Annotated in this window: 28 protein-coding genes; 17 read left to right on the forward strand and 11 right to left on the reverse strand. The window is 73.7% G+C overall.

Annotation, left to right across the window (positions count from 1 at the left end; genetic code table 11):
* Window positions 1-3 precede the first annotated feature (3 nt).
* Both ACA514_RS15075 and ACA514_RS15080 read right to left on the reverse strand, forming a co-directional pair.
* Complete coding sequence (locus ACA514_RS15075) at window positions 4-771, reverse strand: sulfite exporter TauE/SafE family protein (RefSeq protein WP_375041726.1); 768 nt, start codon at window positions 769-771, stop codon at window positions 4-6.
* A 124-nt stretch (window positions 772-895) separates the two neighbouring features.
* A complete protein-coding gene (locus ACA514_RS15080; protein WP_375041728.1) occupies window positions 896-1,438 on the reverse strand; it encodes a GNAT family N-acetyltransferase in 543 nt (180 codons plus the stop codon).
* Window positions 1,439-1,489: 51 nt separating this feature from the next.
* Here ACA514_RS15080 and ACA514_RS15085 point away from each other — a divergent pair, with 51 nt between their 5' ends.
* Window positions 1,490-2,077 (forward strand): TetR/AcrR family transcriptional regulator, encoded by a 588-nt coding sequence (locus tag ACA514_RS15085; RefSeq protein ID WP_375041729.1) that lies wholly within the window; start codon window positions 1,490-1,492, stop codon window positions 2,075-2,077.
* A 101-nt stretch (window positions 2,078-2,178) separates the two neighbouring features.
* Window positions 2,179-2,619 carry a hypothetical protein gene (locus ACA514_RS15090; protein ID WP_375041730.1) on the forward strand — a complete coding sequence of 147 codons (441 nt, stop codon included), beginning with the start codon at window positions 2,179-2,181 and terminating at the stop codon, window positions 2,617-2,619.
* On the opposite strand, the gene ACA514_RS15095 is transcribed toward ACA514_RS15090, so the two are convergent.
* Window positions 2,606-3,982 carry an MFS transporter gene (locus ACA514_RS15095; protein ID WP_375041731.1) on the reverse strand — a complete coding sequence of 459 codons (1,377 nt, stop codon included), beginning with the start codon at window positions 3,980-3,982 and terminating at the stop codon, window positions 2,606-2,608. The two genes, ACA514_RS15090 and ACA514_RS15095, sit on opposite strands and share 14 nt — an antisense overlap.
* Window positions 3,983-4,098: 116 nt before the next feature.
* Between ACA514_RS15095 and ACA514_RS15100 the strand changes: the two genes are divergently transcribed.
* Window positions 4,099-5,109: an Lrp/AsnC family transcriptional regulator gene (locus ACA514_RS15100; protein ID WP_375041775.1), complete on the forward strand. Its 1,011-nt coding sequence runs from the start codon at window positions 4,099-4,101 to the stop codon at window positions 5,107-5,109.
* Here the strand turns inward: ACA514_RS15100 and pcrA are convergent.
* Window positions 5,066-7,327 (reverse strand): DNA helicase PcrA, encoded by a 2,262-nt coding sequence (pcrA, locus tag ACA514_RS15105; protein ID WP_375041732.1) that lies wholly within the window; start codon window positions 7,325-7,327, stop codon window positions 5,066-5,068. The two genes, ACA514_RS15100 and pcrA, sit on opposite strands and share 44 nt — an antisense overlap.
* 289 nt (window positions 7,328-7,616) lie before the next feature.
* Here pcrA and ACA514_RS15110 point away from each other — a divergent pair, with 289 nt between their 5' ends.
* A complete protein-coding gene (locus tag ACA514_RS15110; RefSeq protein WP_375041733.1) occupies window positions 7,617-9,086 on the forward strand; it encodes a hypothetical protein in 1,470 nt (489 codons plus the stop codon).
* Window positions 9,087-9,169: 83 nt separating this feature from the next.
* Window positions 9,170-9,460, forward strand: coding sequence for a protealysin inhibitor emfourin (locus ACA514_RS15115; RefSeq protein ID WP_375041734.1), 291 nt, complete (start codon window positions 9,170-9,172; stop codon window positions 9,458-9,460).
* A gap of 33 nt (window positions 9,461-9,493) precedes the next feature.
* Here the strand turns inward: ACA514_RS15115 and dhaM are convergent, their stop codons facing one another.
* Genes dhaM through dhaK form a run of 3 tightly spaced genes read right to left on the reverse strand, consistent with a single transcriptional unit; the run spans window position 9,494 to window position 11,515 of the window.
* Window positions 9,494-9,877 carry a dihydroxyacetone kinase phosphoryl donor subunit DhaM gene (gene dhaM / locus ACA514_RS15120; RefSeq protein ID WP_375041735.1) on the reverse strand — a complete coding sequence of 128 codons (384 nt, stop codon included), beginning with the start codon at window positions 9,875-9,877 and terminating at the stop codon, window positions 9,494-9,496.
* Between the two features lie 4 nt (window positions 9,878-9,881).
* Complete coding sequence (dhaL, locus tag ACA514_RS15125) at window positions 9,882-10,523, reverse strand: dihydroxyacetone kinase subunit DhaL (RefSeq protein ID WP_375041736.1); 642 nt, start codon at window positions 10,521-10,523, stop codon at window positions 9,882-9,884.
* Window positions 10,520-11,515, reverse strand: a complete 996-nt coding sequence (dhaK, locus tag ACA514_RS15130) for a dihydroxyacetone kinase subunit DhaK (RefSeq protein ID WP_375041737.1) — start codon at window positions 11,513-11,515, stop codon at window positions 10,520-10,522. The genes dhaL and dhaK overlap by 4 nt, the downstream gene beginning before the upstream one ends.
* Before the next feature lie 106 nt (window positions 11,516-11,621).
* Between dhaK and ACA514_RS15135 the strand changes: the two genes are divergently transcribed.
* The 5 genes from ACA514_RS15135 (at window position 11,622) to ACA514_RS15155 (ending at window position 16,194) form a co-directional block, all read left to right on the forward strand.
* On the forward strand, window positions 11,622-12,587 hold the full coding sequence (locus ACA514_RS15135) for a nucleoside hydrolase (RefSeq protein ID WP_375041738.1): 966 nt from the start codon (window positions 11,622-11,624) through the stop codon (window positions 12,585-12,587).
* A gap of 139 nt (window positions 12,588-12,726) precedes the next feature.
* Window positions 12,727-13,410, forward strand: a complete 684-nt coding sequence (locus tag ACA514_RS15140) for a PIG-L deacetylase family protein (protein ID WP_375041776.1) — start codon at window positions 12,727-12,729, stop codon at window positions 13,408-13,410.
* 101 nt (window positions 13,411-13,511) lie between these two features.
* The gene (locus ACA514_RS15145) at window positions 13,512-13,901 is read left to right on the forward strand and encodes an SRPBCC family protein (RefSeq protein WP_375041739.1); all 390 of its coding nucleotides are present in this window, start codon (window positions 13,512-13,514) and stop codon (window positions 13,899-13,901) included.
* Between the two features lie 131 nt (window positions 13,902-14,032).
* Window positions 14,033-14,917 carry a serine hydrolase gene (locus tag ACA514_RS15150; protein ID WP_375041740.1) on the forward strand — a complete coding sequence of 295 codons (885 nt, stop codon included), beginning with the start codon at window positions 14,033-14,035 and terminating at the stop codon, window positions 14,915-14,917.
* 104 nt (window positions 14,918-15,021) lie between these two features.
* Complete coding sequence (locus ACA514_RS15155) at window positions 15,022-16,194, forward strand: FAD-dependent monooxygenase (RefSeq protein WP_375041741.1); 1,173 nt, start codon at window positions 15,022-15,024, stop codon at window positions 16,192-16,194.
* 56 nt (window positions 16,195-16,250) lie between these two features.
* Here ACA514_RS15155 and ACA514_RS15160 read toward each other — a convergent pair whose 3' ends face one another.
* On the reverse strand, window positions 16,251-17,003 hold the full coding sequence (locus tag ACA514_RS15160; protein ID WP_375041742.1) for a DUF4190 domain-containing protein: 753 nt from the start codon (window positions 17,001-17,003) through the stop codon (window positions 16,251-16,253).
* Between the two features lie 149 nt (window positions 17,004-17,152).
* On the opposite strand from ACA514_RS15160, the gene ACA514_RS15165 reads away from it, so the two are divergent.
* Window positions 17,153-17,479 (forward strand): hypothetical protein, encoded by a 327-nt coding sequence (locus ACA514_RS15165; protein WP_375041743.1) that lies wholly within the window; start codon window positions 17,153-17,155, stop codon window positions 17,477-17,479.
* Window positions 17,476-17,910 carry an acyl-CoA thioesterase gene (locus ACA514_RS15170; protein WP_375041744.1) on the forward strand — a complete coding sequence of 145 codons (435 nt, stop codon included), beginning with the start codon at window positions 17,476-17,478 and terminating at the stop codon, window positions 17,908-17,910. Before ACA514_RS15165 ends, ACA514_RS15170 begins: the two co-directional genes overlap by 4 nt.
* Window positions 17,911-17,919: 9 nt before the next feature.
* Here the strand turns inward: ACA514_RS15170 and ACA514_RS15175 are convergent, their stop codons facing one another.
* Both ACA514_RS15175 and ACA514_RS15180 read right to left on the reverse strand, forming a co-directional pair.
* Window positions 17,920-18,549, reverse strand: a complete 630-nt coding sequence (locus ACA514_RS15175) for a LuxR C-terminal-related transcriptional regulator (protein WP_375041777.1) — start codon at window positions 18,547-18,549, stop codon at window positions 17,920-17,922.
* Between the two features lie 5 nt (window positions 18,550-18,554).
* A complete protein-coding gene (locus ACA514_RS15180; RefSeq protein ID WP_375041778.1) occupies window positions 18,555-19,733 on the reverse strand; it encodes a PspC domain-containing protein in 1,179 nt (392 codons plus the stop codon).
* Window positions 19,734-19,946: 213 nt separating this feature from the next.
* Here ACA514_RS15180 and ACA514_RS15185 point away from each other — a divergent pair, with 213 nt between their 5' ends.
* The 5 genes from ACA514_RS15185 (at window position 19,947) to ACA514_RS15205 (ending at window position 23,793) form a co-directional block, all read left to right on the forward strand.
* Window positions 19,947-21,191 carry a PspC domain-containing protein gene (locus ACA514_RS15185; protein ID WP_375041745.1) on the forward strand — a complete coding sequence of 415 codons (1,245 nt, stop codon included), beginning with the start codon at window positions 19,947-19,949 and terminating at the stop codon, window positions 21,189-21,191.
* Window positions 21,184-21,390, forward strand: a complete 207-nt coding sequence (locus tag ACA514_RS15190) for a hypothetical protein (protein WP_375041746.1) — start codon at window positions 21,184-21,186, stop codon at window positions 21,388-21,390. The genes ACA514_RS15185 and ACA514_RS15190 overlap by 8 nt, the downstream gene beginning before the upstream one ends.
* Before the next feature lie 57 nt (window positions 21,391-21,447).
* Window positions 21,448-21,534: a putative leader peptide gene (locus ACA514_RS15195; protein ID WP_375041780.1), complete on the forward strand. Its 87-nt coding sequence runs from the start codon at window positions 21,448-21,450 to the stop codon at window positions 21,532-21,534.
* Between the two features lie 70 nt (window positions 21,535-21,604).
* Window positions 21,605-22,948, forward strand: a complete 1,344-nt coding sequence (locus ACA514_RS15200; protein WP_375041747.1) for a dicarboxylate/amino acid:cation symporter — start codon at window positions 21,605-21,607, stop codon at window positions 22,946-22,948.
* 143 nt (window positions 22,949-23,091) lie between these two features.
* The gene (locus ACA514_RS15205) at window positions 23,092-23,793 is read left to right on the forward strand and encodes a TetR/AcrR family transcriptional regulator (protein ID WP_375041748.1); all 702 of its coding nucleotides are present in this window, start codon (window positions 23,092-23,094) and stop codon (window positions 23,791-23,793) included.
* Between the two features lie 72 nt (window positions 23,794-23,865).
* Here the strand turns inward: ACA514_RS15205 and ACA514_RS15210 are convergent, their stop codons facing one another.
* Window positions 23,866-24,270: a cysteine dioxygenase gene (locus tag ACA514_RS15210; protein ID WP_375041749.1), complete on the reverse strand. Its 405-nt coding sequence runs from the start codon at window positions 24,268-24,270 to the stop codon at window positions 23,866-23,868.
* Window positions 24,271-24,490: the final 220 nt, after the last annotated feature.

Genomic DNA, 24,490 nt, shown 5'->3' on the forward strand with positions numbered 1-24,490 from the left:
CGGTCAGGTGACGTACTCGTAGCCCATCTTGAGCACGAGCGCGGCGACGACGCACAGCAGGACGACCCGGACGAACCCGGAGCCGCGGCTGATCGCCATCCGGGCGCCGAGCTGCGCGCCGGCCGCGTTGCACACGGCCATGCCGAGCCCGATCGCCCACAGCACGTGGCCCTGCGCCGCGAACACCACGAGCGCGCCGAGGTTGGTCCCGGCGTTGATGATCTTCGAGGTGGCGGACGCGTCGACGAAGTCCATGCCGAGCAGCGCGGTGAACGCGACGACCAGGAAGGTCCCGGTCCCGGGGCCGACGAGGCCGTCGTAGAAGGCGATCGCGACGCCGGGGACGAGGATCGCCGCGGCCAGCCGGCGCCGGGTGCGCAGCACGAGCCGGGGGGCGCGGCCGAGGTCCGGCTTCAGCACCACCAGCGCGGCGACCGCGAGCAGCACCACCATGATCACGGGCTTCAGCACGTCCGAGGAGATCGCCGCCGCGCACAGCGCGCCGCCGGCCGAGCAGCACACCGCGAGGGCCGCGGCCGGTCCGGCGACCCGGACGTCCGGCTTGGCCTTGCGCGCGTAGGCGATCGCGGCCGAGGTGGTGCCCGCGATGGAGCCGAGCTTGTTGGTGGCGAGCGCCGTCGCGACCGGCTGGCCGGGGTAGAGCAGCAGCAGCGCGGGCAGCTGGATCAGCCCGCCGCCGCCGACCACCGCGTCGACCCAGCCGGCCGAGGTGGCGGCGGCCAGCATCGCAAGGACCTGCTCGGCGTGCACGGGGGCTCCCGGGAGTAAGGGGTGTTCCGGGTATGACCATAACGGCCCGGGACGCCGCGCCGCGTCAGGCCCTCCACCCCCACGTCAGGCCCTCCACCCCCGCGTCAGGCCCCCCACCCCCGTGTCAGGCCCTCCACTCCCGCGCCAGGACCGCCCAGACCTGCTCGTCGCTGCGCTCGCCGTCCAGCACGAACGCGTCCCGGTGCACGCCCTCGCAGGTCATCCCGAGCCGCTTCGCCACCGCCGCGCTGGCGGTGTTGCGCGGGTCGCAGTACCACTCCACCCGGGCCATCCCGCGCACCCCGAACGCCCAGTCGATCATGTGCCGGACCGCGGTGGTGACCAGGCCGCGGCCCCGCACGCCCGTGCCGAGCCAGACCCCGGCCTCGCAGACGCCCTGCGCCGCGTCGAACGTCCGGAAGACGGTGCCGCCCTCCAGCACGCCGTCCACCCAGATGCCGTAGAGGCGGCCCTCGTCGCGGACCTGCTTGTCCGCGTAGCGCTGCAGGAAGTCCCGCGCGCTCGCCTCGTCGACGACGGTGCGCGCCCACGGGATGAAGTCGATGACGTCGCGCCGCACCCGCTCGGCGTGCGCGGCGAACTCGGCGGCCTGCCACGGCTCCAGCGGGCGGAGCTCGGCGTCGTCGGCCAGTGTGACGGCGAACATGGGGGGCCTCCAAGAGTACGTACCGAACGTTTGTTATGTATCGTACGGGACATGCCGGCCAAAGGTGATCACGACGCCCGCCGCCGCGACGTCTCCGAGGCCGTCTGGCGGGTGCTCGCCGACCGCGGCTTCGGCGGGCTGACGCTGCGCGCCGTCGCCGCCGCGATGGGCGCGTCCACCGGCCTGCTCACGCACTACTTCCCGACCAAGAAGGCGCTGGTCTCCTACGCCCTCGACGTCGCCGACGAGCGGACCGCGGGCCAGGGCCCGCGCGCCGCGCGGGAGCCGGGCCTCGCCGCCCTGCGCGCCGCGCTGCTGGACGTCCTGCCACTGACGCCGGAGGCCGCGGTGATGAACCGGGTGTGGGTCGGCTCCTGGGACGGCTCGCTCGCCGACCCCGAACTGCGCGAGCGCGAGAAGCAGCGGTACCGCGGGTGGCGGGCGCGGCTGCGCGTCCATGTCGCCGCCGCCGTCGAGCACGGCGAGCTGCCCGCCTCGGCCGACGTGGACGATGTCACGGCCGCCGCCGCCGCGTTCGCGCACGGCCTCGTCGTGCACGCCCTCTTCGATCCCGATCAGTACCCGCCCGAGCGGCAGACCCGGATGCTCGACGCCTGGCTCGCCTCGTCCGCCCCCTGACCGCCGCCGGCGACGCCGCGCGCCATGCCGCCGTGACCCGAACGTGACGGTCCGTAGGCATGATCGGACGTCCGGCATGATCAAGCGAGGAGGAGGACGCCATGGGACGTGCGAAGACCACCGGCTGGGGATGGGTCGGTTCGGTGCTGCCCCTCCTCGCCCTGGTCCTCGGCGGCTCGCTCGGCATCGCGGCGGGCGCCTGGCTGGAGGCCGAGGACGTTCTCGGACCGCCCGCCGCGGGCGTCCTGGCCTGCGAGGTCGTCGCCGCGGCGGTGGTGTTCCTCGTCGGCTTCCGCAAGAACAGCTCGTGGACGCCCGAGGGCCGGGTGTGGACGAGGGAGCACAGCTACGGCGGCCACGGCGTCCAGTGGCTCGGCGTCACCGTCGCCCTCGCCATCGCGGTGCTCCCGTTCTCCATCACGTTCGAGAAGCTGACCGCGCCCGGGCTGAACTGGGTGGGCCTCGTGGCGGCGATGGCGCTGACGGCCGGCGTCAGCCGCCTGATCTACGTGAAGACCTGCGCACCCGTCATCGACGCATGAGAGCCGCGGTCCCCAGCGCCAGCATCAGCAGAACGGCCGCGAGCCCGAACGCGGCCTCCGCCGCGGCCGCGGAGCCGTGCGGCAGGACGCGAAAGAACGCGGTGCCGAGGACGGCGATGCCGAGCGTCCCGCCGAACTGCTGGACGGCGTTGAGCAGCCCCGCCGCCGACCCCGTCTCGTGCGGCCGCACGCGCGCCAGGGCCGCCGTGAAGAACGGGACCGTGAACAGCCCGTTGCCCGTCCCGGCCAGGGCGAGCGCGCCGAGCAGCGGCCACGGGTAGGACTGCGGGCAGGCCCGGTAGACGGGGATCGCCGCGCAGACGCCGGCCAGCATGATCGCGAGTCCGGCGACCATCAGCCGCGAGCCGAAGCGCGGGACGAGCCGGGTCCCGGCGAGCCAGGACGCGGCCGCCATCGCCGCCGACCAGGGCAGCAGCGTGAGCCCCGCGTTCAGCACGCCGCGTCCCAGCCCGATCTGGACCTGCAGGACGACCACGACCATCAGCCCGTTCATCACCGCGAAGAACAGCGTCGAGGTCGCCAGCGCGGCCGGGAAGCCGCGGCCCGAGAACAGGCTCGGCTCGACGAGCGGGGCGGCGGCCCGGCGCTGGTGCAGCGCGAACACGCCCAGCAGCAGGGCGCCGCCGGCGAGCACCGCCCACATCCACGCCGGCCACCCGGCGGAGTTGCCCTGGATCAGCGGGTACACGACCATCGCGGCGCCTGCGGTGGCGAGGGCGGTGCCGGCGGCGTCCAGCCGGGGCCGGCGCTCCGCCCGGTCCTCGAGCAGCAGCGGCACGGCGGCGAGGACGCCGGCGGCGATCGGCAGGTTCACCAGGAACGCCGCCCGCCACGACACCGCGTGGGTGAGGACCGCCCCGAGCACCGGCCCGCAGATCGCCGACAGGCCCATCACCGGCCCGATGCTCCCGAACGCCTTCGCCGTCTCGGGACCGTCGAACATCGCGCGGATCAGCCCGATCGTCTGCGGGATGATCAGTGCCGCCGCGGCGCCCTGCACGGCCCGCGCCGCGATCAGCGCCGCCGCTGACGGGGCCAGCGCGCAGCACGCCGACGCGACCGCGAACCCGACGACTCCGACGGCGAACACCCGCCGCCGGCCCGCGATGTCGCCGAGCCGCCCGCCGGTGATCAGCAGCACCGCGAACGGCAGCGTGTAGGCGGCGCTGAACCACTGGATCCCGGCCTCGCCGCCGCCGAGGTCCCGCCGGATCACCGGCGCCGCGACCTGCACGATCGTCGCGTCCAGCAGGTTCATCGCCTCGGCCGCCAGCAGCGTGGCGAGGGCCGCCCACCGCCACCGGTGGACGGGCCGGGCCCGCGTCTCCTCCTGTACCCGCATGGCACGTCTCCTTTCGGTTCCGTGCCCCAGCCTCAGCGGGAAGCCGCACTGCGTTCCAACCACGGCGTTCAAGTGGCGGATATCTTCCATACGAGAGGCTGAAATGAGGGATCGTGATGCTGGACGAGCTGGACCGCGCCGTCATCCACGCGCTGCACATCGACGGGCGCGCCCCGTTCAGCCGCATCGCGGACGTCTGCGGCGTCTCCACGCAGACCGTCGCGCGCCGCTACCGGCGGCTGCGCACCGAGGCGGGGCTGCGCGTCGTCGGCGTCCTGGACCGCGACACCGGCCCGGAGACGCACTGGACGGTCCGGCTGACCTGCACTCCCGCGGCGACGCGGGGCCTCGCGCACGCGCTCGCCGCGCGGCCCGACACGTCGTGGGTGAAGCTGACGTCCGGCGGGACGGAGATCTTCGCGATCGTGCACGTCCCGGACGGCGCGGGGGGAAGGGAAGGCACGGACGCCCCGCACGCCATGCTGCTGCACGACGTCCCGCGCCGGGCCGGCATCACCGCGGTCTCCGCGCACTGCATGCTGCACACCTACCTCGGCGGCCCGACCGCCTGGCGCGGCATCACCCGCGCGCTGACCCCCGGACAGCAGGAACGGCTGAGGCCGCATCCCGCCGACCCGGGCGACCCGCGCCCGCTGACCGCCGCCGACCACGCGCTGCTGGACGTCCTGCGGCACGACGGCCGGGCCGGGTACACCGACCTCGCCGCCGCGACCGGCTGGTCACAGGCGACGGCCGCGCGCCGCCTCGCCGGCCTGCGCGCCCGCGGCACGCTGTTCTTCGACGTCGAGGTCGACTCCGCCCTGCTCGGCGGCACCACCCAGACGCTGATCTGGATGTCGGTCGCCCCGGGACGGCTCGACGACGTCGCCACGACCCTCGCCGGCCACGACGAGCTCGCCGTCGTCGCCGCGACCACCGGCCCCACCAACCTGCTGGCGCAGGCGCTCTGCGACGGCCCCGCCGACCTGCACCGCTACCTCACCCGCGAGCTCGGCGCCCTGGACGGCATCCGCACTCTGGAGACCGCGCCCGTCCTGCGCACCCTGAAGCGGGCCGGTGCGGTCAGAGCTTCTCCACCGGCGCGAAGCGCAGGACGAGGCGCTTGACGCCGTACTCGCCGCCGAAGTCGACGCTGGCGGCGGCCTTGTCGCCGGCGCCGTCCACGGACACGACCGTGCCGAGGCCGAAGGAGTCGTGGGTGACCTTGTCGCCCGGCGACAGGGCCGGGACGGCCCGGTTGCCCGGCGACTTCACGCCGGGCCGGGCCGCCATCCGCGACATCGCCGACGACGACGTGGACGACGCCTCCCGCTCCCAGTCGACCAGCGTGCCGGGGACCTCGCCGAGGAACCGGGACGGCGGGTTGACCTGCGGCGCGCCCCACGAGCTGCGCATCGTCGCGCGGGACAGGTACAGCCGCTGCCGGGCGCGCGTGATGCCGACGTAGGCGAGGCGGCGCTCCTCCTCCAGCTCCTTGGGGTTGCTCATGGCGCGCAGGTGCGGGAAGACCCCGTCCTCCATGCCGGTGAGGAACACCACGGGGAACTCCAGCCCCTTGGCGGTGTGCAGGGTCATCAGGGTGACGACGCCCTGGTCGGTCTCCTCGGGCTGCTCGCCCGGCGGGACCGGCCCGCCCTTCGCGCCGCCGGGGATGGAGTCGGCGTCGGCGACCAGCGCCACCTGCTCCAGGAAGTCGGGCAGCCGGCCCTCGGCGGACTCGCCGTCGAGCCGCTCCTCGAACTCGCGGGCGACGGCCTCCAGCTCGCGGAGGTTCTCGACGCGGGTCTCGTCCTGCGGGTCCTTGGAGGCCTGCAGCTCGGCGAGGTAACCCGACTTGTCGAGGATCTGGACGACCAGGTCGGCCGGCGTGAGGGACTCGGCGGCGGCGCGCAGCTCGTCCAGCAGCAGGACGAACTCGCGGACGGCGTTGATCGAGCGGGTCGCCATGCCGGGCACGTCCTCGGGGACGCGCAGCGCCTGCCAGAACGAGATCCGCTCGCGCGACGCGTACGCCTCGACGCACGCCTCCGCGCGGTCGCCGATGCCGCGCTTCGGCACGTTCAGGATGCGGCGCAGCGAGACGGTGTCCTCGGGGTTGGCGAGGCAGCGCAGGTAGGCGAGCAGGTCGCGGATCTCCTTGCGCTCGTAGAAGCGGACGCCGCCGACGACCTTGTAGGGCAGGCCGACGCGGATGAACACCTCTTCGAACACACGCGACTGCGCGTTGGTGCGGTAGAAGATCGCGACGTCGCCGGGGCGGGCGTCGCCGGCGTCGGTGAGCCGGTCGACCTCGTGCGCGACGAACGCGGCCTCGTCGTGCTCGTTGTCGGCGACATAGCCGGTGATCTTGTGGCCCTCGCCCTGGTCGGACCAGAGCCGCTTCGGCTTGCGGTCGGCGTTGCGCTCGATGACCGCGTTCGCCGCCGACAGGATCGTCTGCGTGGAGCGGTAGTTCTGCTCCAGCAGGATCGTGGTGGCGTCGGGGTAGTCGCGCTCGAACTCCAGGATGTTGCGGATCGTCGCGCCGCGGAACGCGTAGATCGACTGGTCGGCGTCGCCGACGACGCACAGCTCGGCCGGCCCGACCCCCTCGACCGGCGCGGTCAGCTCGCGGACCAGCTCGTACTGCGCGTGGTTGGTGTCCTGGTACTCGTCGACGAGGACGTGCCGGAACCGCCGCCGGTAGTGCTCGGCGGCCTCCGGGAACACCTGCAGCAGGTTGACCGTCATCATGATCAAGTCGTCGAAGTCCATCGCGCCGGCCTGCTGCAGCCGCGCCTGGTACATCTCGTAGGCCTCGGCGAGCGTCTGCTCCATGTGCGTGGACGCGCGGTTCTTGAACGTCTCGTAGTCGATCAGCTCGTTCTTCAGGTTCGACACCTGGGCGCTGAACGACTTCGGCGGGTACCGCTTGGGATCGAGGTCCAGCTCGCGGCAGACCAGCGCCATCAGCCGCTGCGCGTCGGCCTGGTCGTAGATCGAGAAGCTCGTGGGGAAGCCGAGCCGCTTGGCCTCGCGGCGCAGGATCCGCACGCAGGCGGAGTGGAACGTCATCACCCACATGGCGCGCGAGCGCGGCCCGACGAGGGCGTCGACGCGCTCCTTCATCTCGGCGGCGGCCTTGTTGGTGAAGGTGATCGCGAGGATCTGGCCGGGGTGCGCGTCCCGCTCGCCCAGCAGGTGCGCGATGCGGTGGGTGAGCACGCGGGTCTTCCCGGACCCGGCGCCCGCGACGATCAGCAGGGGGCCGCCGGAGTGCACGACGGCGGCGCGCTGCTGCTCGTTCAGGCCGTCGAGCAAGGGGTGAGCTTCGGTCTTCGACATCACGTGCGAGTGTACGGCGCGGAGCGGACGTTTTCGGCTCGGTCGCCGCCGCGCGCGGGTGACCGCCCGCTTCCCGGGGGTCACGAGTCCGGAAGAGGACAGCGCCCGGACCGGAGGCCTTTCCGGGTTGACTCGACCTTGTGAGGAGCGGAGCGTAAGCCGGGCGGGCGGTCCCTCAGGGGGCACCGCCGACGCATCCCGCCAGGTGAACGCCGGGGATGCCGCATGGCCGCCCGCGGTCGCGCAGGGCCATCGGAGGTCCGCGCACGGTGACGGGAAGGTGGCATCGATGACGATCCACCCGGAGGAAGTCCAAATCCAGAACGGCGGACGACGGGACATGGAGGTCCCCGCGTCCCTGATGGGGCGGATGGCGCCGCCGCTGCGCATAGAAGGGGCGGTCCAGGCCGTCCGCCGTCCGGCCGCGCGCCCGGTGCCGATCCCGGTGCCGCTCGCGACCGGGCACCGCTTCCTCATCTACAAGCAGGACCCGTCGGTCACGGGCCTCGGCGTCCGCCCGGTGTTCGTGCCGACGGTCGTGCTGAACGGGCCTGCGGACGCGCGCGTCCAGACGGAGCTGCAGGGCGCGACGCCGGTCGCCCGCAACGCCAACGGCGACTTCGTCTTCACCCCCAACACGCCGCAGTTCGACTGCGCGCACACGTTCGCCGTCGTCCGGCAGACGATCGCGATGTACGAGCGGCACAACGGCGGCAACCCGATCCCGTTCGCGTGGAACGTCGGCGGCAACACCGACCGCATCACGGTGTTCCCGCACGCGGGTGAGGGCGCCAACGCCTTCTACAGCCGCACGGCGAAGGCGCTGAAGTTCCTGTTCTTCACGCCGCAGGGGCAGCCGCCGTCCAACGTGCTCTACACGTGCCGCTCGCTGGACATCGTGTCGCATGAGACGGGCCACTCCGTGCTGGACGGGCTGAAGCCCGGCTGGCTGGCGGCGGGCAACCCGCCGCAGACCGGCGGCCTGCACGAGTCGTTCGGCGACCTCACCGCGATCTTCCTCGCGCTGTCGCAGCCGGACCAGGCGGAGGCGTTCGTCGCGCTGACCAAGGCCAACCTGCACGACAAGTCCTTCCTGCCGGAGCTGGCGGAGGAGTTCGGCAAGGCGCTCGGCATGCCCGCCGGGCTGCGCAACGCCGACAACGACCTCAAGCTCAGCCAGGTCGGCAACGAGGTGCACGCGATCTCGCAGGTGTTCACCGGCGCGATCTACGACGTGCTGGCCGACGTCTACCTGTTCGAGGCGGCCCGGCAGCGCCGCACCAAGGACGCCACGATCGTGCTGATCGAGGTCGCGCAGCAGCTGTGCAAGCTGCTGTTCGACGCGATCGTGGCGGCCCCGGCCGCCGGCGCCGGGTACGTGGACGTCGCGAACAAGATGCTGCAGATCTCGGCGAGCCGGGGCGACCCGGCGATCTACCGGACGTTCATCCGCAACCGGTTCGCGGTCCGCGAGATCATCGCGGCGGCGACCCCGCTGCGCGACCTGATGAGCGGCGTGATGCGGATGACCGACGCCGACTACACCGGCGACGGGCGGGACGTCACGGAGGTCGAGCCGCACGACGAGCACTCGGCGAGCCTGCGCGCCGAGCAGGACCGGTCGCTGTGCTGCGGCACCATGCAGATGCCGGAGTACCAGGTCGTCGACCGGGAGAAGCTGGCGAAGCGCGGCTCGCTGGAGGACGATGACATCCTCCGCGACGAGCTGGACGAGCTGCGCCGCGCCTTCAGCAAGTGAGCGGTTAGCGAACGGGGAGCCGGCCGGCGTGCGCGAGGGCGGGCGCGCCGGCCGGCGGAACCCGGCGAGGGAGGTCGGACGGCATGCGCGTGACGATCGAGAGCACCGGCGGCTTCACCGGCCGCGAGGTGGTGGTCGCGCGGTACGACACCTCCGACCTGCCCGCCGGCCGGGCGGACACGGTCCGGCGGGCGGTCCGCGCGCTGGACGCCGCGCAGGCCCGCGGCGGCACCGGCGAGATCGGCGCCGACCTGCCCGGGTACCGGGTGACGGTGGACGACCCGGACGCCGGCGCCGCGCCCCGCGTCTACGAGGTGCGCGGCGACCCGTCCGAGCCGTCCCCGATCACGGCGCTGCTCGCGGGCCCGGACTGATCGGGTCCCGCGGTGCTCGCGGGCCCGGGCCGATCAGGTCTTGCGGTGCTCGCGGGCCGACTCGGCCGCGGCGTGCACGGCCGCCAGGCCGGCGCCGGTCGCGGCCATCGACGCGGCGGCGACCGCGCCCTCGACCAGCGGCGCGTCGGCGAGCAGGACGTTCTCCCCGCCGGCGTCCTCGATGAGCATCTTGGCGGTGAGCACGGAGCTGCCGATGTCGGCGAGCAGCAGCACGCCGTCGCCGCCGTCGGCCCGCTGGACGGCGTCCTCGACCAGGTCGATGCTGGTGCCGAGGCCGCCTTCGGAGTCGCCCCCCGCGGGTTCGACGACGGCCTTGCCGACGCCCATCGCGCGCGCCACCTCGGCGACGCCCTCCGCGAGCGTCCGGCTGTGCGAAATGATCACGATTCCGACCATCGGCTCACTCCTGCCCGGTGACGTCGGCGAGCGCGCGCAGGATCAGGGCGGTGGACGAGGCGCCCGGGTCCAGGTGGTCGACGCTGCGCGGGCCGAGGTAGCTGGCCCGGCCCTTGCGCGCCTGCATGGGGACGGTCGCCGCGGCGCCCGCGTCGGCGGCTTCGGACGCGGCGCGGACGCAGCCGGCGAGGTCCGCGCCGTCCGCCAGGGCGGCCTCGTAGGCGGCGACGGCCGGGGCCAGCGCGTCGATCATGGTCTTGTCGCCCTCGTTCGCCTGGCCCAGCTCCTTGACGCCGTCCAGGGCGGCCTTCAGGGCGGCGCCGAGCGCGGCGGCGTCCGCCTCGGCGGCGTCGCCGAGCGCCTTGCCGGCGCGGCGCAGCGCCGTCCCGTAGAGGGGGCCGGACGCGCCGCCGGTCTTGGACACGATGGCGCGCCCGGCGGCGACCAGCACCTTGCCGGGCGGGGCGCCGCCGGGCAGCGCGGCGACGGCGGCGGTGAAGCCGCGGTCGAGGTTGTGGCCGTGGTCGCCGTCGCCGATCGCGGCGTCGAGCCTGGTCAGCCGCTCGGCGTCGGCGGAGATCAGCTCGGCGGCGTGCCGGATCCAGGACGCGATGGCCGCGCCGTCCATCGAGCCTGCGTCGGTCATCGGCCCCACCGCAGCGCCGGGGTCTCGACGGGGGCGTCCCAGAGCCGGGTCAGCTCGGGCGTCAGCCGGCACACGCTGATCATGCAGCCGGCCATCTCCAGGCTGGTGACGTACGGGCCGACCAGCGGGCGGACGACCGTCGCGCCGTGCCCCTCCAGCCAGCGGGCGGCCGCCGCGTAGGCGATGTACTGCTCCATCAGCGGGGTGGCGCCCATCCCGTTCACCAGGACGAGGACCTCGGAGCCGGACAGCGGCATGTCCGCGTCGATGGCGCTCAGCGACGCGTCCACGATCGCGTCGGCGGTGGCCAGCGGGACGCGCTCGCGGCCGGGTTCGCCGTGGATGCCGATGCCGAGCTCCATCTCGCCGTCCGCGAGCTGGAACGTGGGCTCACCGGCGGCCGGCACCGTGCACGGGGACAGCGCGACGCCGAACGAGCGGCTGCGCTCGTTCACCTCGCGGGCGACCGCGGCGACGGACGCGAGGTCGGCGCCCTCCTCCGCGAGCGCCCCGGCGATCTTCTCGGCGAACAGGGTGGCGCCGGTGCCGCGCCGCCCGGCGGTGAAGAGGCTGTCCTCGACCGCGACGTCGTCGTTGACGATGACGGCCTCGACCTCGATGTCCTCGTCCTCGGCGAGCTCGGCGGCCATCCGGAAGTTCAGGACGTCGCCCGTGTAGTTCTTGACCAGGTGCACGACGCCCGCGCCGCCGTCGACCGCCATCGTCGCCGCGATGATCTGGTCCGGCACCGGCGAGGTGAACACCTCGCCGCAGCAGGCCGCGTCGAGCATGCCGTGCCCGACGAACCCGGCGTGCAGCGGTTCGTGCCCGGAGCCGCCGCCCGACACCAGGGCGACCCTGCCGGTGCGCGGCGCGTCCGCCCGCACGACCGTGCCGTTCTCCGGATCGACCCGCAGCGACGGGTGCGCGGCGGCCAGCCCGCGCAGCGCGTCGGCGACCACGGCCGCCGGGTCGTTGATGAGTTTGCGCATGTCTCAGCTCTACCCCGGCGCGGCGCCGCGTCCCAGGCCCAATCACGATCTCTGTGCGGCGGATATCGGGATGCCGCCGGCGGGCGGCCCGTCATAGGTTGCATCCGTGACCAAAGCGCCCACGTTCCTGTTCGACTGCGACACCGGCATCGACGACGCGCTGACCCTGCTGTACCTGGCCTCGCTCGTGCGCGCGGGCGAGGCGGAGCTGGCCGGGGTCGGGACGGTGCACGGCAACATCGACCCGCTGACCGGCGCGCTCAACACGCTGCGCGTGCTGGAGGCCGCCGGGGTGAAGGCGGGCGGGCAGGGGGTGCCGGTCGCGGCCGGCGCCGCACGACCGATGGCCCAGGACGTCCACTACGCGCTCGACTGGCACGGCACCGACGGCCTCGGCGACACGCACCTGCCCGAGCCGGCGGGGCGGCCGGTGGCGGAGCCCGCCGCCGCGCAGATCGTCCGGCTGGCGCGGGAGCGGCCCGGCGAGCTGACCCTGCTGGCGACCGGCCCGCTGACCAACCTCGGCACGGCGCTGCTGCTGGACGCCGAGCTGCCCGCGCTGGTCCGCGAGGTCGTCGTGATGGGCGGCGCGTTCGGCCATCCCGGCAACATCACCACGCACGCCGAGGCGAACATCTGGCACGACCCGGAGGCCGCCGACCTGGTGTTCGCCGCGGACTGGCCGGTCGTCCTGGTGCCGCTGGACGCCACCCACCCGACCGCCGTGCACGACGACTGGCTCGACCGGCTGGCGGCGCACGACTCCCCCGTCGCGCGGTTCGCCGCCCGGATCCTGGAGTTCTACGCCGACGCCTACACGCCGACGCTGCGCCGCCGGGGCGCCGTCATCCACGACGCGCTCGCCGCGATGCTGGCCGTCGACCCGGGCCTCGGCGAGTACGTCCAGCGCCCGGTGCGGGTGGAGCTGCGCGGCGAGCTGACGCGCGGCACGACGGTCTGGGACGCGCGGTCCCTGCCCGCCGAGGACACCCGCCGCCCGGTGAAGGTCGCGGTCGGCAGCGACGTGCGGACGTTCCAGGAACGCCTCCTGGCGGCCGTGCTGTCGCTCTGACCGGGGCGCCGTCCGCGATCGGCCGGAGCGCCCGCGGAAAGCCCGATCTCCGGTGTGCCCGTATCCGCCGGGGACATTTATTGTTGAATCCGTGACCAACGTTCTGGACGACAGCGGGCTGCAGCGGATCCTCGTCGTGATGGCGCATCCGGACGACGTCGACTTCGGTTGCGCGGGGACCGTGGCCGGCTGGACCGACCAGGGCATCGAGGTCGTGTACCTGATGGTCACCGACGGCGACGCGGGCGGTTTCGACGACGCCGTGACCCGCGCGGAGATGGCGGTCCTGCGGCGCGAGGAGCAGCTCGCGGCGGCCAAGTGCGTCGGCGTCACCGACGTCCGGTTCCTCGGCTACCCGGACGGCCGGGTCGAGGCCACGCTGGGCCTGCGCCGCGACATCGCGCGGGTGATCCGGCAGGTCCGCCCCGACCGGGTGGTGATGCCGAGCCCGGAGCGCAACTACGAGCGGATCTACCCGAGCCACCCCGACCACCGGGCGGTCGGCGCCGCGGCGCTGGACGCGGTGTACCCGGACGCGCGCAACCCGTACGCCTTCCCCGAGCTGCTCGCCGACGAGGGCCTGGACGCGTGGACGGCGCGGGAGGTGTGGATCAGCGGCGGCCCGACGGTGAACCACTACGCCGACATCACCGAGCAGTTCGACCGGAAGGTGAACGCGCTGCGGGCGCACGCCAGCCAGACGAGCCACATGGGCGACGAGCTGCCGAACATGCTGCGGGGATGGCTGTCGGCGAACGCCAAGGCGGCGGGCTTCGGCGACGGCCGGCTGGCGGAGGCCTTCCAGGTCGTCGACACCGCCTGATCCGGGGCACGACGGTCACTCTGCAAATACATCACGTCACAAGCCGTAATCTTCCCTGAACCGGGCATACATCCGCCGTGTCCTGACTCAGGGGGGATGTCATGCCGCATGAGATCGAGGCCACCGCCACGACCTACGCCGCACCGGAAGTGATCTTCAAGCACCTCTTCGTGGCGGACTCCTGGGACGAGTGGGCCGCGTTCTGGGCCCGCGCCCGGCACGAGGTCGTCGCCTACGACCCGCCGCACCACTGCGGGTACACCGCCCTCGCCGGGCTGCCGCGCGGCTACCGCGCCGACATCGTGCTGGAGCCGCACGGCGTCAACACGCTGATCCGCTGGCGCGCGTCGTTCGAGGGCCGCGTCCCGGGCACCGCGCGGCTGAAGCGGGCGATGCTGCGCCGCCGGTTCGGCTCGTACGCGCGCCGCGTCGCCTGGCACGCCGAGCGCTGCGAGCCGGGCTGCCCGGCCCGGCTGCCCGTCGAGTTCTGATCCCGCTACCGCGCTGACCTGCCCGGACACCACCCTCCCGGGCAGGTGATCTTCCCGTCGCGGCGGGTAGGAGCGAGGTGATCATGGCGGCCCCGGGGGGCGGGCCGCCGTCGCGCGAATCGGGGGATCGCATGCGACGCAGCGTCGCCGTGCTCGCCGTCGCCGCCGGCGCCGTGGCGGCCGTCTGGACCGGGATGATCGCCGACGGGCAGCTGCGCCGTGCCGCCCACCCGGCGGATCCCGGCGGCGGGGGGCGGCGGGCCGTGACGGTCGCGAAGGCACCGGAGTTCGACCCGCTGCGGCTGCGCGGCGGCCTCCGCGCCTACCTGCGGGGACGGCCGGGACGCGCCGGGGTGATGGCGGCCGACCTGCGCAGCGGCCGGACGTTCGGGCTGAACGAGACGTCCCAGTTCGTCACCGCCAGCGTCATCAAGGTCGACATTCTGGCGGCCCTGCTGCTGCAGCACCAGTGGCAGGGGGTCGGGCTGTCGGAGGGCGAGCGGGCGCTGGCCGGGCGGATGATCCGGCGCAGCGACAACGCGGCGGCCGACGCGCTGTACGCCGACGTCGGCCGCGGTGACGGGCTGCGGCGGGCCGGCGAGGTGTTCGGCCTGGAGCACACCGATCCGTATCCGGTGTCGTGGGGGTCGTCGTGGACCAGCCCGTCCGACCAGGTCCGGCTGATCCGGTCGCTGGCGTCCGCTCCGAGCCCGCTCGCCCCGGCGAACGGCCGGTACGTCCTGCGCCTGATGCGGTCGGTGGTCCCCGCGCAGGCGTGGGGCATCAGCGCGGCGGCGCGTCCCGGCGAGCGGGTCGCGCTCAAGAACGGCTGGGTGCCGCTGCGGTACGAGGGCAACGGGTGGGCGGTCAACAGCATCGGCCGCATCACCGGCCACGGCCACGACTTCGTCGTCGCGGTGTTCAGCTGCGACAGCCCCACGATGCGGGAGGGCGTGGCCACCGTCGAGCACGTCGCGACCGCGGTCGTCTCGGCGCTGCGCGGCGCCGACGGGTGACGCTCTCAGCGGGGCATCAGGTCCTGTGATCGGCGCGTCAGCGTTCTGTCAGCGCGCCCGGCGAGTCTTCGGAGGACGGCACGGAACCTCCGAAGGAGCAGCTCATGCGCAACACGAACGTCCTGATCTCCGGGGCGAGCATCGCGGGCCCGGCCCTCGCGTACTGGCTCGACCGGTACGGGTTCGCGGTCACGATCGTCGAGCGGGCGCCCGCGATGCGTCCCGGCGGGCAGGCGATCGACGTCCGCGGCCCCGCCCTCGACGTCGCCGACCGGATGGGCGTCCTCGACGCGGCCCGGGAACTGGCCACCGACCTGCGCGGGATGTCGATCGTCGGGCCGGACGGCGAGGAGGTCTTCAGCACCACCGAGCGCACCGCCAGCGGCGGCGACCTCGCGAGCCCGGACGTGGAGGTCCTCCGCGACGACCTCGCCGAGCTGGTCGTCGGCGCCGGCGGCGACGGGATCGAGTACCTCTTCGACGACTCGATCGCCGGGATGGAGCAGGACGACGAGGCGGTCCGCGTCATCTTCCACGGCGGCGCGACCCGGACGTTCGACCTCGTCATCGGCGCCGACGGCCTGCACTCGGGCGTCCGGCGGCTCGCGTTCGGCCCCGAGGGGGCCTTCCTGCGGCACCTCGGCGCCTACCTCGCCGTCTGGACGGCGCCGAACCTGCTCGGCCTGGACCGCTGGCAGACGATCTTCCCGGTGCCGGGGAACGCGTGGGGCGCCATGGCGATGAGCGTCCGCGGGAACGGCGAGCTCCGCGTCTACATGGGGTTCGACGCGCCGGAACCGGTCCCCTACGACCCGCGCGACGTCCAGGACCAGAAGCGGCTGCTCGCGAGCCGGTTCGCGGACGCCGCCGGCGCGATCCCCGGGCTGCTGGAGACGATGGACGACGCGCCGGACTTCCACTTCGACGCCATGGCGCAGATCCATATGGACTCGTGGTCGAAGGGCCGCGTCGCCCTGCTCGGCGACGCCGGGTACTGCGGCTCGCCCTCGTCCGGGCAGGGCACCAGCATGGCGCTGGTCGGCGCGTACGTGCTGGCCGGCGAGCTGAAGGCCTCGGACGGCGACCACCGCGCGGCGTTCGCCGCCTACGAGGCCGAACTCCGCGACTTCGTCACCGCGAACCAGGAACTGGCCCTCGCGAACATGGACCGCAACCGCGACCGGGCGTCCGCGGAGATGGGGATGGCCGACGCGGGCGAGGAGCGGATGGACGGCGTCGCCGCCGTCACGAACTCCTACAAGCTGCGCGACTACTGAGGCCGGGGTCGGGCTGAGCGGCGGGCCGGCCGCCCAGCGGGAGGTGCCCGGAGGGGTCAGCCGCGGATGCGGCGGGTGAGCTTCTTGCCGTCGGCGGCGTTCACCGCGAGGCAGGTGACGGCGCGGTCGCCGTCGCGCCAGGAGGCGGCGGTCGGGTAGTAGAACGACCGCGTCAGGTGCGCGGCCGCCGGGTCGCGGTCGAGCCGGCGCTGGATGCGCAGCTTGCATCCGGCGGAGGCCAGGTCGCTCATCTGCCGCTCGTCCGGCATGACCGTCTGCGTCAGTTTGAACACGGCCAGGACCTCGCCGTCGTGCGGCCCGGCGCAGGGCACCTTCTTGACGCTCTCCACCTCGACCGGCGGGCCCGACTCGCCGGCCGGGGCGCCGGACGAGATGGGGTCGTTGATGCAGTCGCCGACCTTCATCGTGTACGCGTCGATCTTCTGGGGCCTGGTCGTCTTCGGCTTGGGCGTGCCGGCGGAGGACGCGGAGTCCGAGCCGCGGATCACCAGGTAGCCGGCCACCCCGCCCACGATCCACAGCGCGGACAGGACGATGCCGGCGATGGCGAGGCCGCGCCCCTTGCCGCCGCGGTCGCCGATCTGGCGGAGCGCGACGGCGCCGAGGACGGCGCCGACGATGCCGCAGCAGCCGAGCAGCCCGGTGACGAACGCGGCGATCGCCAGGCCGTTCGTCTTGTCCTGCGGCGGCCCGGCGGCGTGCCCGGGCCCGACCGGCATCGGCGGGGGCGGATAGGGGTCGTGGAACCCGGGGTCCGGCTGCCCGGGCCCGGGAGGGGGATAACTCATGGGCAGCGACCCTGCCACAACCCGCCGCCCGCGCGATCATGATGCGCCACATTCCGGACATTACATTTTGCTCACACCCATCGCTCGCATGTACGCCACGGAGGGCTCGCAATAGCAAAGCGATCGATAGCGATTGCTATGCTATATCCATGGAGCCGCCGCCGACACCGCAAGCCGACCGGATCGCCGCGGCGCTGCGCCAGATCAGCGCCGGGTTCGCGGCCCTGGCCGACGCGGTCTCCGCCGACCCCGCCGAGCCCCCCGAAGAGGACCGCCACCGCGCGCTCATCACCGAATGGGGCGAGCAGGGCCTCACCAGGGCGGAGGCCAGCGCCCTGTTCCGCAAGCACGGCTTCTCACCCCAGGCCGCGGGCGGCTGGGTCCGCGGCGACTGGCTGGAGGTCCGCGGCGACGGCCGCCGCTACCTCACCGAGCGCTCGCTTCGCTGGCGAGCCGAACAGGAGGAACCCGAATGACCGTCGCGGCCGAACCGTTCAGCGTCCGGATGGAGGTCCGCGTCTACGAGATCGACCCGCAGATGCACCTCAACGGCGGCTTCTACGTCCAGTACGCCGACCACGCGCGCTTCGCGTGCGTGCAGGCGGCCGGGGTGTCCGTCGAGGACCTCGTCGGCGGCGGCCTGGGGCCCGTCAACCTGGAGACCGTCATCAAGTACCACCGCGAACTGCGGGGCGGCGACCAGGTCGACGTGACCTGCGAATGGGAATGGAGCGGCGGCAGGACCTACCGCGTGCGGCACGCGTTCCGGCGCGCGGACGGCGTCGTGGCGGCGGAGGTCGCGCACGTCAGCGGCCTGCTCGACCTCTCGACGCGCCGGCTGGTCGCCGATCCCCGGAGCGAATGGCGGAACCGGGCGAGCAGCCCCGGGCTCCTCGGCCTGGAATGAGCCCGAGCGCTACACCAGGCGGCGGGCGGCGGCCCAGCGGGACAGCTCGTGCCGGTTCGACAGCTGGAGCTTGCGCAGCACGCTGCTGACGTGCGTCTCCACCGTCTTCACCGAGATGAACAGCTCCTTGGCGATCTCCTTGTAGGCGTAGCCGCGGGCGATCAGCCGCAGCACGTCCCGCTCCCGCTGCGTGATCTGGTCCAGCTCCGGGTCGACCGCCGGGACGTCCGACGCGGAGAACGCGTCCAGCACGAAACCCGCGAGGCGCGGCGAGAACACCGCGTCGCCCTCCGCGACCCGGCCGATGGCGTCCGTCAGCTCCGGGCCCGAGATCGTCTTGGTGACGTAGCCGCGCGCGCCGCCCCGCACCACGCCGATCACGTCCTCCGCCGCGTCCGACACCGACAGCGCCAGGAACCTCGACGGCACGACGCCGTTCAGCCGGCGCAGCACCTCGATGCCGCCGCCCCCGGGCAGGTGCACGTCCAGCAGCACCACGTCCGGGGCGGTCGCCCGGATCACCGCCACCGCCTCGTCGACGTCGCCGGCCTCCCCGACGATCTCGACGCCGCCGCCGAGCTCCGCCTTCACCCCGGTCCGGAACATCTGGTGGTCGTCGACCAGCACGACCCGCCTCAGCTCGCTCACGACTTCTCCATCTCCAGGCGCACCTCGGTGCCCTCGCCCGGCGCGGTCCGGACGGCCGCCTTGCCTCCGTTGCGCTCCATACGTCCGATGATGGACCCCCGGACGCCCATCCGGTCCTCCGGGACCTGATCCAGGTCGAATCCCTTCCCCCGGTCCCGGACGAAGATGGCCACCTTGTTCCCCTCCACCTCCGCGTACACCGACACCGACGGCGACTCGGCGTACTTCGCCGCGTTCACCATCGCCTCCCGCGCCGCCTGCAGCGCCGCGCCCAGCCGGTCGTCCAGCCCGATGTCCCCCACGCACACCACCTCGATCGGCACGCCGTGGTCGTCCTCGACCTCCCCCGCCGCCGCCTTGATCGCCGCGGCGAACGTCTGGTCGGGGTCCGAGCGCGGCTGGTAGAGCCACGTCCGCAGCGTCCGCTCCTGCGACCGGGCGAGCCGCTGCACCTCCCGCGCGTCGTGCGCGTTGCGCTGGATCAGCGTCAGCGTGTGCAGCACCGAGTCGTGGACGTGCGCGGCCAGCTCCGCCCGCTCCTGCGAGCGGACGCGCTCGGCCCGCTCGGTGTCCAGGTCCTGCCAGAGCCGCAGCACCCACGGCGTCACGATCAGCGTCACCCCGGTCAGGATGATCAGCATCGCGATCACGACCGACCGGGCCTGCCCCACGTCCACCCGCTGCGCGACGAACCCGCCGATCCCGCCGACGACCAGCAGCAGCCCCAGCAGGCTGCGCAGCCACCGCTGGCGCAGCGGCAGCACCCACCGCTGCCGCTGGTCCCGGTCCGCCTGCTGCCACAGGATCGCCGCGCCGACGCCGCCCAGCACGAACGGCCAGATCGCCCACTGCATCAGCCCGCCGGCCTTGCCCGCCGCCCCCCACGGCAGGGCCGCCAGGCCGACCGTGACGACCGCGTAGACGGCGAGCTGCCCCCAGTCGCGCCCGCGCCGCGCCGGCGTCGCCTCCCGCGCGGGCACCAGGATCCAGAACGCGCCGTAGGCGGCGAGCCCGAGCCCGCTCGCCACCGTCAGCAGCACGAACGCCGCCCGGACGATCCACGCGTCCACGCCCAGGTGCTCGGCGAGCCCCCGGGCCACGCCCGCGACGAGCCGCCCGTCCGGCACCCGTTCCAGCCGCGCCCCCTCGGGCACGGCGGCGGGCGCGGACGTCACCCCGCCCGCCGCGCCCTCGCCCTGCGGCCCTTCGCCACGTACTCCCACGTCACCGATCGTCACACGCCCGGACCGCCCCCCGCATCAGGGCACCACCCCGAATTCCCTCAGGGTCCCGGCGGTTGCGCGCGACCGGATTCCCGCGGGGATCTCGGGGACGGGTCAGGGTCGTCCCTGATGGTGCGGGGGGCGGCGGGCGGTCACGATGGTGGCATGGGTGAGGAGCGGAAGGCCGGCGAGCACCGGCGCCTGGCGCGGGATCCGGAACGACGGATCCTGGTCGGGGTCTGTACCGGGTTGGGACGGTTCACGGGGATCGATCCCGTCGTCTTTCGGGTGGGGTTCGCGCTGCTGGTCCTCGCGCACGGCCAGGGCGTCTTCCTGTACATCGTCGCCGGGCTGCTGATGCCGGCGAGCCCGGGCGAGTCGTCGGTGGCGGAGCGGGCGTTCCGGCGCTGGTTCGACGCGCCCGCGGTGCTGTCGGCGCTCGGGGCGCTGCTGTGCGTGGGGGTCGCGCTCAGCCTGATCGGCGGGGTGTCGACGGACTCGATCGCCGTGCTGGTGGTGTTCGCGCTGGTCATGCTGGTCGCCCACGCGCGCGGCGTCGATCTCGTCGGGGCGGCCAGGTCCGTTCCGGAGCGGTTCGCCGGGCACCCCCCGGGGCCGTCGGGCGAGTGGGCCACGGCCGGGAGCGTGTCACTGGAGAAGGAGACGCCGGCGTGGACGGGCGGCGGGCTGCCCGACGGGATGATCGACCTCGCCACCTTCGGCCGGGCCCACGCCGCGCAGCCGCGGGAGGACGCGCTCCCGCGGGAGGACGCGCAGCGGCCGGCGAGGCGGGACCGGCGCCGGTCCCCCGCGACGACGATCACCCTGCTGGCGGCGATGGCCACCGGCGCCGCGGTCCTCCCGGTGGCGCGCGGCTACCCGGCGCCCGAATCGTGGCTGATCGTCATGGCGCCCGCGCTCGCGGTGGTGGGCGCCGGCCTGATCGTCGGCGGCTGGTTCCGGACGCGCGGCCTCGCCGCCGCGGGAACGCTGCTGACCCTGTCGCTGTTGGCCACGGCGGTCGCGGCGCATATGCCGGACAACGTTGAGTACGGGGACATGGAGTGGCGGCCGATGAACGCGACCAGCACGCACCAGGAGTACCGGATCGGCGTCGGGCAGGGCACGCTCGACCTGACCGCGCTGCCGCTGACGACGGGGCAGCACGTCTCGGTCGACGCGTCCGTCGGGCTCGGCGGGATGGAAGTGAAGGTGCCGCAGGGCGTGCGGATCCGGCTGGACGCGCGCATCGCGCTCGGTGACCTGCGCGTCGAGCACCGCACGACGAGCGGCCCCAACGCCAGGGTCGTGCGGGTGCTGGAGCCCGAGGGCGCCCAGGTGAGCGACCCGCCGGAGATCGAGCTGAGGATCCGCGGAAAGGTCGGGGATGTGGATGTCCACCGTGTCTGAGAAGCGCCGCGGGTTCGACCCGGGCGGGCCGGTCGCGGGGATCTTCTTCCTCGTCGCGGCGGGCGCGTTCCTGGCGGACGGCCTGTCCGGCGGGAACGCCGTGGCGGTGGCGGTGATGGTGCCGGCGGTGCTGATCGGCCTCGGGGTCGTCGGGACCGTCCGGGTGCTGACCAGGGGGCGCCGCCGGCGGCTGAGGTGACGCAGGCCACGTCCGGACCGGGAACACCCGGTCCGGATGTGACTGTTTGAGTGCTTCGTGAAGTTCTCCGAGAAGAGCGTCCGGCTCGTGGCCCGGCTGCACGTGGACCTGTGCCGCCTCGCCAGCGTGCTCTGTCGCACCTGACGCAGCCCCCCGCCCTCTTCTCGTCCCCTTCCCCGCAAGCCGGCCTCCGGCTGCCCTGGAGAACCTCTCGATGAACCCGCGTGTCTGGAAATGGCAGTTCTGGCAGCAGATCGTGCTGTCGCTGGTGCTCGGCGTGGCCGCCGGCGCCCTGATCAACAACTTCGGCGGCGGCGAGAAGACCGCCGCCGACTGGCTGGACCCCTTCGGCGACGTCTACGTCAGCCTGCTGAAGGTCGTCGTGGTGCCGCTGGTGTTCGCGGCGATCGTGGTGAGCGTGGGACGGCTCCGCAACGTCGGCAGCGTCGCGCGGCTGACCGCCAAGACGCTCGGCTGGTTCGTGGTGACCTCGGCGATCGCCACCGCGATCGGGCTGACCGTCGCGCTGCTGATCAAGCCGGGGCAGGGCCTCGGGAAGCTGGCCAGCGAGTCCGCCGAGACCGACCCCGTCACCTGGACGCAGGTACTGCAGAACCTGTTCCCGTCCAACATCGTCAAGGCGATGGCGGACGGCAACGTCCTCGGCGTCGTCACGTTCGCGGTGCTGTTCGGCGCGGCGCTGGTCGCGATCGGCGAGCGCGGCGAGCGGCTGACGAACCTGATCGACGACCTGTACGTGGTGATGCAGAAGGTCGTGTGGTGGGTCGTCCGGCTCACCCCGATCGGGTCGTTCTTCCTGATCGGATCCGTCGTCGCCACCTACGGGCCGAGCTCGCTGGCGCCGCTGGCGAAGTTCACCGGCGCCATCTACCTGGCCGTCGCGATCATGCTGCTGGTCGGCTACCCGCTGCTGCTGCGCGCGTTCGGCCGGGTCAACCCGCTGAAGTTCCTGCGCAACTCCTGGCCGGCGATCCAGTTCGGCTTCGTGTCCTCGTCCTCGCTGGCGACGCTGCCGATCGCGCAGCGGGTGTCGATCGAGCGCAACGGCGTCCAGCGGGAGTACGCGAGCTTCGCGCAGCCGCTCGGCGCGACCATCAAGTTCGACGGCTGCGGCGCGATCTACCCGGCGGTGGCGGCGGTGTTCGTCGCCCAGTACACCGGCGTGCACCTCGGCATCGCCGACTACGCGCTGATCGCGCTGGCCGCGGTGATCGGGCAGCTCGGCACCGGCGGCACGCCCGGCCCGGCGCTGGTCGCGCTGACCCTGACGCTGACCACGGTGGGGCTGCCGCTGCAGGCCGTCGGCTACCTGATCGCGATCGACAAGGTCATCGACATGGCCCGGACGGCGCTGAACGTCACCGGCCAGCTGACCGTGCCGGTGCTGGTCGCGCGGTCGGAGGGGCTGCTGGACGAGTCGGTGTTCAACGGCCCGCCGAAGGAGCTGACCTCCAGCCCGTCCATCCCGGACGCGGCCGGCGAGGCCGGTGGCGAGGCGCCGCGGCGCGACCGCGAAGCCGAGCCCGTTCCCGCCTGATCTGCCGGAAACCCACGGACGCCCGCGCCGGGACCGGCGCGGGCGTCCGCGTGTGACCCGCGCCGCACCGCGCGGCCATCCCCCTCCGGCGGGAACGCGAAGTAGTGTGATCCCAACGGCAGGTGATCGGGGATCGAGGTGCGATGGCAGGGCGACCCGGTGTCCCAGAGGGCGGCGGCACGGACGTGCTCCCGGGCGCGCGGTCGGCCCTGGACCCCGAGCGCGCGATCAAGCCGGGGCGGCACGGGCTCTCGCCGGAGACCGTCGCGGGCATCCAGCGCGAGCGGCTCATCGACGCGTTCGTGCAGGTGGTGTCCGAGCGCGGCTTCGCGCACACGACGATCGGCCGGGTGACCGAGGGCGCGGGCGTCACCAAGAAGACGTTCTACACGCACTTCACCGACCTCGACGACTGCTTCCTGGCGGCCTACCAGCACGGCATGGACATCCTGCTGCGGCGGATGACCGAGGCGTACGAGGCGGCGCCGTCCTGGCCGGACGGGATCCAGGCGGCGCTGCGCCGGATGCTGGCGACCCTGGCCGCCCAGCCGCCGTTCGCGCGGGCGTCGCTGGTGGAGGTGAACGCGGCCGGGCCGCAGGTGCGGCAGGCGCGCATCGACAGCCTCACCCGGTTCCGCGCGTTCTTCGCCGAGCCGTCGCTGCCGCCCGTGCCGATCGCGGTGATCGACGCGATCGTCGGCGGCATCTACAGCGCGATCCACGTCCAGGTGGAGACGGGCGACGCGGAGGAGCTGCCGTCGCTGCTGCCGGCCCTCACCTACTTCGTGCTGCTGCCCTTGATCGGCCGCGAGGCCGCCTCCCCCTACCTGACCGGCGAACACTGACGGCCCGCCCCTGCGACTCGCTCCGCCGCCGCCGCCGGTCCCGGCCACGGCGGGGGCGGCGCGGCGGCGGGGTCAGGAGGCGTGCAGGCTGACGGCGAACGCGGGGCCGGGGTTGGTGAAGGTCTGCGGGCCGCCGTGCACGCGGACCCGGTTGGCCCGCAGCGGGCGCTCCGTCACCCCGTCCGCCGCGATCGCCACCTCCGCCAGCTCACCGGCGATGAGCGTGCTGACCTGCCCGTGCACGGTCGCGCCGTGCCCGGGGGGCCAGGTGGTCAGCCACAGCCGGACGCCGTCCGGGCCGTCCGGGCCGTCCGGATCGTCCAGCGGGACGCGCACCGGGCCGGTCTCGTCGAAGGTGAGGCGGCGCCACCAGTCGGACGGGCGCGCGGCCAGCGCGTGGACGCGGGCGGCGAGCTGCCCCACGGTCGGCGGACGGGCGATGATCGTGCGGCCGTGCGGGTCGTTCTGGCCACGCATCGTGAGATCGGGAACCATTGTCCTGGAGTCCTGGAAGTGAGCCGGATCCGGGTGAGCCACCCGGCGTGCAAACGGGATGATCAGCGGCTACAGGCAGGACACAGCGCGCTGGCCACGCGGCGGAGGGCCACGGGGCTGTCGGTGGGGACGCGCGCTGGCATGGGACCAAGGAGACACTCCGTGACCAACGGTTGTCAAGCCGAACGCCTGCGTTCACCCG

It is taken from the genome of Actinomadura sp. NTSP31, assembly GCF_041951385.1.
Classification (GTDB): domain Bacteria; phylum Actinomycetota; class Actinomycetes; order Streptosporangiales; family Streptosporangiaceae; genus Spirillospora; species Spirillospora napierensis.